Genomic DNA, 9902 nt, shown 5'->3' on the forward strand with positions numbered 1-9902 from the left:
CGGTTTATTATTTCACGTATCTATCAAATTACTCTGAAAGTTCCAGGAATATCTCACAGGCAGACATATCGCTTACTTTACGCCTCGATACTGTTCAAAGGCGACGGCGAGATATTCCAAGAGGTCGGCGTAATTGATATAAGTGACGCCTGCCGGGGGCACAATGCCGAGACGGCGCATCAGCGGCACGGCGAGGTACATCGCCGAAGCCTGCTGCATCGGCGCGGGCAGCTGCCAGCGCCGATCGATCGCGTGACGCACCGCGCGGTACTCCGGCACCGTCATTTCATACACATGCTTGCCGACATCCGCCAGCGCGTAGGCCGCCAGATGCTCGGGCAGGACGCGCGGCGGCGGCGCCAAGGCCTCCAGCGTCGGAACGCGCGGCGCCCGCTGCTTCACGACCATGGTTCCGGCGACAAAATCGCCAAGGCGCTGATACTTTCCTGAAAACAGCAAGAAGCATAGGGTCAGGATCATGGACGCGGCGCCAACCGCAGCGATCTCTGGTTTATTCTCCGACGCCCCGGCGATCAGAAACCCGACCACGACCACAGGGATTCCGTCGACAACCCGCAGCAGATTCCGCACGATTGCAGCGAAGATGTTGATCGGGTAACCGCCGTCGCGCAGCACGCGCAAGCCCACCTGCCGTTTTCCAGGCGTCTGCCCATTCCAAGCCGTCTCGTAATAGATGTAGTATCCCCAGAAAACGATGAACGTCGCAATCGACGCCAGACCCATTTGAATGTGCACGAGAGCTGTCAGCAGCTGCTGCGCAAAGGCGCTCGTGATGAAGCCGAGGACCAGCGTCACGATGAGAAAAAGGATCGTCATCGCCAGCAAAATACCCATTTGCCAGAGCGTATCGATCAGATTTGCAAAGAAACGGGAACCAACTCCAGCGAGTTCATATTCGATTTCAATATTTTCGGGAGTGACGACGAGTATTTCACGTGACATGACAGGAGCCTCTGCGGTATAATTTCGCCATCATGGCAATTGACGAACGAGCTTTCATCAACAAGAAGCGCGCAAACTGGGAGCGGCTCTCCTCTATTGTGGAGCGCACAAAGAACGGCGGCCTGCGCCGCCTTTCCAAGGAAGAGCTTCCGGCGCTCGGATCGCTCTATCGCCGAGCGGCCGCGGACCTCGCGTACGCACGCCAGCAGGAAGCCAATCCTAATCTCGTATTGTACCTGAACGAACTGGTTGGCAATGCGCACGGCGTGATCTACTCCGAAGAAACCGGCGGCTGGCGCCGTATCCTCGGGTTCCTGCGCGTCGGGCTGCCGGACGTCCTGCGCCGGCGCATGGGGTTCACGATCGCCGCCATCATCATCAGCGTCATCGGCGCCTACCTTGCCTATGCGCTGGTTCACAAGAGTGAAGATTACCTGGCGCTGTTCCTTCCAGAAGGCTTCCGCTCCTCGTTCGACGGCTGGAAGCAGGGATTCGCCGACCATGGCGATATCTCCTCCGCCGAGGGTTTCGATTTTTCGTCCCAACTGATGACCAACAACACCAAGGTGGGGATCATCGCCTTCGCGACGGGCATTACGCTCATTCTGCCGGTGCTGATGCTGCTTCAGAACGGCGAGATGATGGGCGCCCTGATCGCAGTCGTGCAGCCTACCGGGCATCTGACCTCCATGTGGGCCGGCATCCTGCCGCACGGCGTCGCGGAGCTTTCGGCGATCTTCATCTGCGGCGGCGCGGGCCTTTGTATCGGCTGGGCGCTCATCGCGCCGGGCAAATATTCACGCAAGGACGCCTTGGTGATCGCGGGTCGCGACGGCGCCAAGATGATGGTGGGCACGATCCCGCTCTTTATCCTCGCCGGCATTATCGAAGGCAATATCTCCCATGCCTCCCTGCCCCACTGGGCGAAGTTCGGTATGGCGATCTTCCAATTCGCCCTGCTGCTCTTTTACATCTACGGAAGCCCCCGCCGCCCAAAAACCGCCGCTCTCTAACATCCGCCAAGCGACATTCGGCAAATCAATAATGCAGCGCGATACTCAGGCTTCGATATCTAATGATCGCGGCCTGATTTCATGTTTTGACGATATGGCGGGAACTTATCAAAAATCCATCTGTTTAATAGATAATTGAGATTACAGAAATAACAACGTACAAGCAGCAAAAATTTATGCCTGTTTGTTACATATCTCAATACAATTCCCACCGTTTGGCAAGAATTTCACCCAGTAAGGAAACACAATGGTTAAAACGATTGGCCGCTTGTACTTTTTGCGACAATTGCTATTAAGCATAATGCTGCTGTGCGCCGGCGTAGTTGGCGCCCACGCCGCGACGCCTGTCGCCAGCAGCAATGTTCTGACTTTGAATGGAAAAAGCAGCTACTGGCTGGGCGCGAACTACGCCTGGTACAACTACGGAACCGACTTCGGGACAGGCGCATGGGGCAAGTATACCGATTGGAACTCCATCGCCAAGGATTTTGGGGCGATGCACGCCCAGGGGGTGCACGTGGTTCGATGGTGGGTATTCGGAGATGGGCGATATTCTCCCGAGTTCAGCAGCGCCGGAGCCGTCACGGGGCTGGATTCTTATGTTTTCACAAACATTGACCAGGCGCTGCAAATCGCCGCGAACAATAAAATCTCTCTCCTGCTGACGGTGATCGACGGCTCGATGTGGGCTCCTCCCACTAGCAGCAGCGGCTTACAAATGGGCGGTCATAAGGCGATCGTGACGGATGCGGCCATTCAAAAATCGTATCTCGACAAGGCGCTCAAGCCGCTGCTCCAGCATATTGCGGCCAATCCGAACCGCGCCCAGGTGGCCGGTTATGATCTCGTGAATGAACCGGAAGCGCAGATGTCCGGCTATTGGGGCGGCTCCAATCTGGCCCCTGCCGCCGTTCAGACCTTCGTCAAGCAGTGCGCGAGCTACGTGCATTCCTACAGCGGCGGTCGCTATGCGACGGTCGGCAGCGCTACTCCGTACTATGTCGGCGCCTGGAAGAACCTGGGGCTGGATTTCTACCAGATCCATTATTACTCCTGGATGGATTTCAGCAACGGCGCCGGCAGCGGGCTGCCGACTTACGCATCGCTCAACCTAGACAAGCCCTGCATTGTCGGCGAGTTTTCCACCGCGAATGCATCATACGGCCTGCTCGACACCAACGTGCAAAGCGCCAATTGGTATCTGAACACGATCTACACCAACGGATACGCCGGCGCGCTGGCGTGGAGCTACCACGTGGGCGACAGCGCTACGAATTGGACCTCGTTCCAGCCGGTCTACACGAATTGGAACTCGCTGCACAGCGCGGTCGTCGGCCCGTAACGCCGCACGATGCAATATGCCCCACTCACGACGACAGCCCTCAAATTGACATTTGAGGGCTGTTTTTCTTCGAGACGCAATTTCTAATGGGAATTTTAAATCAGCGACTTCGCCTTCAGCTCCAGATAGCGGTTGATCAGATCCGCGCTCAGGTTTTCTGGAGTGCTGTCCACCGTCCATACACCCCGGCGGCGCAGCGCCTGGATCGCCTGTCGACGCTCGTGAAGCACCTGGGTCGCGACAGCTTTGGTGTAGACTTGATGGGTCTCCTCGGGAACGGCCGCAGCCGCCGCGATAATATTGGGATCGCTGACGGTCACACAGACCACGCGGTGACGCTCTTCCAAAATCGAAACGGCGTTGAGGATCTGCGCAGAGGAATCAGGGTCGACCAGATCGGAGAAGAGGACAATCAGCGAACGCCGCCGCCAGCGGGTCGCCAGTTCCTGAAAGGCCGCCTGATAGTCTGTCTCCACTAGCCGCGCTTCTAAGTTATAAAGGCGCTCCATGATCTGGTAGACCTGGGAGTTGCTCTTGGCGGGCGGCAGAAACGTACGCACGTCGGCGTCGAAGGCCATCAGACCCACTTTGTCGTCCGACGAGACCGCGACATAGGCCAGCATCAAAGCCGTATTCACAACAAAATCCAGCTTCGCCATCTTTTGGATCGGCTGGAGCATCGTGCGCCCGGTATCCAGCAATAAGACGACGTTCTGACTGCGTTCGGCTTCATATTGGCGGGTGATCAGCTTACCGCGCCTCGCGGTCGCGCTCCAGTCGATCTTCTTGTACTCGTCGCCCGTCACATATTCGCGCAGGCTTTCAAACTCGGAGCCGCCGCCGCGCACCTTCGCCGACCGAATCCCCAGCTGCATCAGCCGCCCGCGGCGCGCCAGCATCTCGTACTTTTCCATCTCCAGCATATTGGGATAGACTTTGACACTCTGGGGCGCGGGCAGCCGCGACATGCGCGCCACCAGTCCCAGCACCCCTACATATTGCACGAAGACATCGCCGAACGTATAATCGCCCTTTGCGTGCGCCTGCACATAGTAGGAAAACTGGGCGGGAACATTGCCGCCAGGAACCAGCACCTTCTGCTCCGTCGCGCCCTCCAGCGTAAACTGATACGGCGGCTCATCACGCGCAATGATCTCCACCGAGCGAGCGGCCCGGCTGCGCAGATGCACCACCACGGGCAGGCGTAACCCCAGCGACAGCTTTTCATCCACCTTGCGCTCGACGGACAGAAAGGTGTCGGGACGCGGGGACGTCAAAAAGTCGGCGAGCGTGGCGGCCGCCAGCAGCGCATCGTACGCCAGCACTACGGCGAGCAGCCACGGGGCGAAATGGATAAAAAGCAAGGGCACGGCTCCAAGAGCCGCAAACACAGCCAGGCGAGGTGTGAGGCGCATGATCTATTATAGCGGACGTCTGGGAAGAGCGTCAATGGAGGAGGCTTCAGTCTGTACACGAATATAATAAACCATTCAGAACCCGGGTATGAAACCCGGGCCTTGGGAGTCGCTCCGCGACTAGGCGTCCGTTCCGGACGCAAATGCAGGCAATCGAAAGCTAACTTCCCTCGTCCGGAACGGACGACTAGCCGAAGGCTCCCAAGGCCCGGGTTTTATACCCGGGTTCATTATGAGTGATTGCTTCGTGCCAAATATTAATAAAATCAATATCAATATTAATTTTATTAATGTCAATGTGCTATACTGACCTCGGAGGAACGCCGAAGTGAGCCTAGCCATCCATGCGTGCCCTGTCTGTCAGGGCGAGGTCGAAATTACCGAAGTGAGCTGTTTGAACTGCGACGTGCAGGTGCGCGGGCATTTTGCGCCGAGCCGTTACGATCGCCTGCCTGCGGATCAGGCCAACTTTTTAGAAACATTTTTACGCTGTCGCGGCGTCATCAAGGATGTCGAAGCAGCGCTGGGGATCTCCTATCCCACCGTCAAGGGGCGCCTGGACGCCCTCGTGACGGCGCTGCGATTGGACGACGGCGCAGCGCCGCCGCCCGTTGCCGAAGTTAAAGATCCGGCGACACGCCGAAAAGAGATATTGCAGGCTGTGAACTCAGGGGAGCTGGACGCCGACGCGGCGCTTCTCGCCTTGAAAGAGATTTCTTAGTAGAGGAACACACAATGAGCGAAGAAAGCCTTTTGATTCTGAACATGCTGCGCGAAGGGAAGATCACGGCCGATCAAGCCGACTCCCTCCTGCGCGTCGTGCGCCCGGCGGCCGAAGCGCCGCAGGCGTGGCCCCCTCCTCCATCTCCCCCCCCGCCCGCCACTCCGCCTCCGCCCCCCGCAGGGCCGTCACTCTCAGATATCCAGCACCGGCTGGGTGAGCTGCAAGGGAAGCTCGGCGAGCTGCACGGCAAACAGATCGCCGGACAGGCGGCCCGCGCTGCAGGACAAGCCGCCCTGTTCGCTGGCAAGATGCTGGATCACTTGCCCCGCCCCGATCTGGATTTGGGCAAAGTCCTCGATGAAGCGATGCGCGGACTGAACTCGCTCAAAACCGACGCCGTGAAAACCGCCAAGAGCGCGGCGCGGGAGGCCGCCCGCGAAGCGCGCCGCGTCGCCCGCGAAAGCCGGCACGCGATCGACCAGAGCGGTCTGGGCGCATTTGTGGATGGCAGCCGAAACAACGGCGGACGGCCGCGCAACCGCCAGGGCTTGCCGCAGGTTACGGAACGCCAGGAAATTCCCGTTCCCGATCTGGTCGCAGACGCCGTCGACATCAATAACCCGTTTGGCGACGTGAAAGCGTGGGGAATCACGGAAGGCGACGCCGTACAGGTCACCGCCACCAAAACCGTGTGGGCCGCCAGCGACGCCGATGCGCGCGTTTTGATGCAGCAGGTCTTCGTCACGAGCCGCATCGAAGGCGGACGGTATAAAGTCACGGTCGTGGCGCCGTCCGACGCCGTGGACCGGGTCGCGATCGACCTGGAAGTCAAACTGCCCGCCGGCAAGCCGCTCGGCGTCGAGACGACCTACGGCGCGATCGACGCGGAAGGCGTTTCCTCCGCTCTCACGCTGCAAAGCGCAAGCGGCGCCGTCGCGGCGCGCTCGCCGCACACGTCCATTCCTGGCGACGCCGCAGTGCGCACGCAAAGCGGCCGCGTTACTCTGAACGCATGGAGCACCGACGGTGGACGATTGGTTGTCGAGACCGCCAGCGGCGATGTGCGTATCGACGGCATCCAGGGTTCGCAGGAAGTGGTGCTGCGCAGCCACAGCGGCGCCCTCGCGCTCACCGCCGTCAATCTGATGGCCAGCCTGACGGCGGATTCGGCAAGCGGCGACATCAAGCTGGACGGAGGGTCGGTCAGCACACAAGTGACGGCCAGGTCGCAAAGCGGCGATGTCATCGTCAAGGCGCTCCGCGCCGGCCAGATCCACGCGGAGTCCGTCAGCGGCGATGTGTCGGTCACCGACGCCGGCGGGGCGCTGACGCTTAAAACCGTGAGCGGCGACATCGACGCCGATGCGGTCAACAGCTACGCGGTGGCGCTGAGCACCGTCAGTGGCGACGCCGACATCGCCTTCTCCGGCCCCAGCACCGGATCGCTCGCCGGAACCACCGTCAGCGGCGACCTGACCCTGAGCGTCTGGAGCACCTCCGACACTCGGATCGAACTGACCACCGCCACTGGCTCTCTGCACAGTGATCTTACGCTCATAGATCAGACAGATGACGGCGACCGGCGTATTGCGGGTAAACTTGGCGAAGGGTCCGGCAGCATCCGCCTCCAGGCGATCTCCGGTGACATCATCGTCCGCGAACAGCACTGACGCTTCAGAGCGATTGGGTGGATGTCCGTCCAATCGCTCTATTTCGATCCCCAGTGAGGACAGGATATGGAAGGTTATTTCGCGCTGATGATCCCAATTTTGGCGATCATCGGGGCTTTTGGGACTAAGATAGCCAAAATTATTATGGAAGCCGATGAGCGCAAGCTTGCGCTTCGCCTTCAGCATCAGCAGAATGGCGGCCCCGGCGCAGCCAACACCATCGATGAGCTTCGCGCCGAGATCGCAAGCCTTCGCGAAATCAGCGGTCAGTACGATCTTTCGCTGGACAATACCATGCATCGATTGGAGCGCCGAATTCAGGCGTTAGAAACCGGCGCGCGAACTCCGATCCGCCCCGCACCCGCCGAAACCGAAGATATCCAGCATGTCGGACAGAACCTCTGATATTATCTCCGATCATGAGCATCCGACCAGCCCGGCCTTTGGGGTATAATGACGGGCAATGAGTGGGATAATTAAGAAAAAAGCCATCGTCCTTGGCAGCGGACCGATCCGCATCGGACAAGGGATCGAATTCGACTACGCCAGCGTGCACGCCGTGCGCGCTCTGCGCGAGGCGGGTTACGAAGCCATCATCATCAACAACAACCCCGAGACCGTTTCTACCGACTTCGACACCTCGGATCGATTGTACTTCGAGCCGCTGACGATCGAGGACGTGCTGCACATTATCGAGCGCGAGTCGCCTATCGAAGGCGTCGTCTGCCAGTTCGGCGGGCAAACGGCGATCAACCTCGCCAAGCCTCTGACCGACGCCGGCATTCCTATTCTCGGATCGTCCTGCCGCAGCATCGATCTCGCCGAGGACCGCAATCTCTTCGAAGAGCTGCTGAGCCGCCTTGGTATTCCCAAGCCCGCCGGACGCGCGGTGAACTCCACCGACGCCGCCGTCGAAGTGGCCGCCGAGATCGGTTACCCCGTCTTGGTGCGCCCCTCCTATGTTCTGGGTGGCCGTGCGATGGAGATCGTCTATGACGAGCCCGACCTGCGACGCTATATGAAGTACGCCGCCGACATCTCCGACGGCGCTCCGATCCTCGTGGACCGCTATATCACGGGCAAGGAAGCCGAAGTCGATGTGATCGCCGACGGTCAGGGCGGATGCATCCTCCCCGGAATTATGGAGCATATCGAGCGCGCCGGCGTGCACAGCGGCGACTCGATGGCCGTTTACCCGCCGCAGACGATCAAACAAAGCACGATCGACCAGATGGTCGAGTACGCCACGCGCCTTTCTGAAGCGCTCAACGTCATCGGCCTGATGAACATCCAGTTTGTCATCGAAAACGACCAGGCGTATGTCATCGAGGTCAATCCGCGCGCCTCGCGCACCGTCCCCTATCTCAGCAAGATCACGGGTATTCCGATGGTCAAGGCCGCGATGTGGGCGTCACTTGGCCGCAGCCTCGCCGACCAGGGCTACAAAAACGGCCTGCATCCGAACCAGCCGAATATCGCCGTGAAGGCTCCGGTCTTCTCATTCTCCAAGCTCACCGGCGTGGACATCAACCTCGGTCCTGAGATGAAGTCCACCGGCGAGATCTTAGGGATCGACACCGACTTCTCCCGCGCCCTTTACAAAGCCATGGTCGCCAGCGGAATCGACGTCCCGCTCAAGCCCAACGAAACCGCGCTCTTGGTAACGCTCGCCGATCAAGATAAGGCCGAGGGCCTGCCGATCATCCGAGACTTCGCCGCGCTCGGCTTCAAGCTGATTGCGACGACGGGCACTGCACGTTTCCTCAGGGAAAACGGCCTGGAAGTAACGACTGCGCTCAAGATCAGCGAAGGCTCCCCCAATCTGATCGACCTGATCCGCAGCCGTGAAGTCGCACTATTGATCAACACGATCTCCAAGGACAAGAAGATCGAAAAGGAAGCATCGCTCATCCGGCGCGCCTCCGTCGAGCACTCGATCCCCTGTCTGACCTCCCTGGATACCGCCCGCGCCCTGCACACCGCACTCGCAACCCGCAGCGCCGGCGAGGAGTTCGATGTCGTGACGATCGACAAATATGTCGAGTATCAGCACGCATAAGCTGCCGATAACCCAGACGCAAAAACGCCGGAGGCAATCGCCTCCGGCGTTTTTATTTCTTCCGTTTTACCATCCTTACACAAGATCCAATCTCCACCTTGGGAAACTGAACCCCATCGCTGAGCAGGCGCATGAGCGGCAAGCCGCGTCCACCGGTTGCTTCCGGCTCGGGCATGTCCGGGAGGCGTCTTCGATTGACCAGGCCGGGACCGCTATCAATCACGCTGACGGCCATTGTGTCTTGTCCGATACGAACGCCGCGTACCTGGAACTGATCCGCGGCGCCCCGAGGCGAGCCATGGCGCACGGCGTTGGTGACGGCTTCCGTAACGGCGGTTTGGTAATCTTCGATCTCCGTCTGAGAAAATTGCAGTGTCTCCATCCAGTGCGCCAGGACCTGCCGCACTTCGGCGGCGCAGTCCGGCAGGCTCGTGAAGGTGAAGTCAAACAGCGACTCCTCACCTTCGGTATTGTCGGAAACGAACTGGGGGTGTTCTTCCGGAGCGGGCACGGCCTCGGGCAGACGGGTCTCATCACGCCGGATCACCATGAGCGCCAGATCGTCGTGCGGCTTGTTGTTCGCCCATTGCATCGCGAGGCGCACCAGGTCCGTCACGAGGGCGTCCGGATCGGCTTCCTTGGGAGCGGCTGCAATGGTTTCGGTGATGCGGGACAGGTCGAGCAGCTCACGCGCCGCCGAGCGCGCTTCACTCAGA

The 9902-nt window shown here is 59.7% G+C and carries 9 protein-coding genes; 6 read left to right on the forward strand and 3 right to left on the reverse strand.

Going from position 1 to position 9902, the window contains the following annotated elements:
• Nucleotides 1-72: 72 nt before the first annotated feature.
• Nucleotides 73-963 (reverse strand): RDD family protein, encoded by an 891-nt coding sequence (locus ABIZ35_RS07895; protein ID WP_348219339.1) that lies wholly within the window; start codon nt 961-963, stop codon nt 73-75.
• 32 nt (nt 964-995) lie between these two features.
• On the opposite strand from ABIZ35_RS07895, the gene ABIZ35_RS07900 reads away from it, so the two are divergent.
• Nucleotides 996-1976 (forward strand): stage II sporulation protein M, encoded by a 981-nt coding sequence (locus tag ABIZ35_RS07900; protein ID WP_348219340.1) that lies wholly within the window; start codon nt 996-998, stop codon nt 1974-1976.
• A gap of 247 nt (nt 1977-2223) precedes the next feature.
• On the forward strand, nt 2224-3318 hold the full coding sequence (locus ABIZ35_RS07905; RefSeq protein WP_348219341.1) for a hypothetical protein: 1095 nt from the start codon (nt 2224-2226) through the stop codon (nt 3316-3318).
• Between the two features lie 95 nt (nt 3319-3413).
• Here the strand turns inward: ABIZ35_RS07905 and ABIZ35_RS07910 are convergent, their stop codons facing one another.
• Nucleotides 3414-4733 carry a DUF58 domain-containing protein gene (locus ABIZ35_RS07910; RefSeq protein WP_348219342.1) on the reverse strand — a complete coding sequence of 440 codons (1320 nt, stop codon included), beginning with the start codon at nt 4731-4733 and terminating at the stop codon, nt 3414-3416.
• Nucleotides 4734-5061: 328 nt separating this feature from the next.
• Between ABIZ35_RS07910 and ABIZ35_RS07915 the strand changes: the two genes are divergently transcribed.
• From ABIZ35_RS07915 to carB, 4 genes are all read left to right on the forward strand, one after another.
• The gene (locus tag ABIZ35_RS07915) at nt 5062-5454 is read left to right on the forward strand and encodes a DUF2089 domain-containing protein (RefSeq protein ID WP_348219343.1); all 393 of its coding nucleotides are present in this window, start codon (nt 5062-5064) and stop codon (nt 5452-5454) included.
• A 14-nt stretch (nt 5455-5468) separates the two neighbouring features.
• Nucleotides 5469-7127: a DUF4097 family beta strand repeat-containing protein gene (locus tag ABIZ35_RS07920; RefSeq protein ID WP_348219344.1), complete on the forward strand. Its 1659-nt coding sequence runs from the start codon at nt 5469-5471 to the stop codon at nt 7125-7127.
• 66 nt (nt 7128-7193) lie between these two features.
• Nucleotides 7194-7532, forward strand: a complete 339-nt coding sequence (locus tag ABIZ35_RS07925) for a hypothetical protein (protein WP_348219345.1) — start codon at nt 7194-7196, stop codon at nt 7530-7532.
• A gap of 58 nt (nt 7533-7590) precedes the next feature.
• Complete coding sequence (carB, locus tag ABIZ35_RS07930) at nt 7591-9186, forward strand: carbamoyl-phosphate synthase large subunit (protein WP_348219346.1); 1596 nt, start codon at nt 7591-7593, stop codon at nt 9184-9186.
• 52 nt (nt 9187-9238) lie between these two features.
• On the opposite strand, the gene ABIZ35_RS07935 is transcribed toward carB, so the two are convergent.
• Nucleotides 9239-9902: ATP-binding protein (locus ABIZ35_RS07935; RefSeq protein ID WP_348219347.1), on the reverse strand; the 664-nt coding region annotated here is incomplete at its 5' end.

Source organism: Capsulimonas sp., assembly GCF_039929585.1.
Classification (GTDB): Bacteria; Armatimonadota; Armatimonadia; order Armatimonadales; family Capsulimonadaceae; genus Capsulimonas.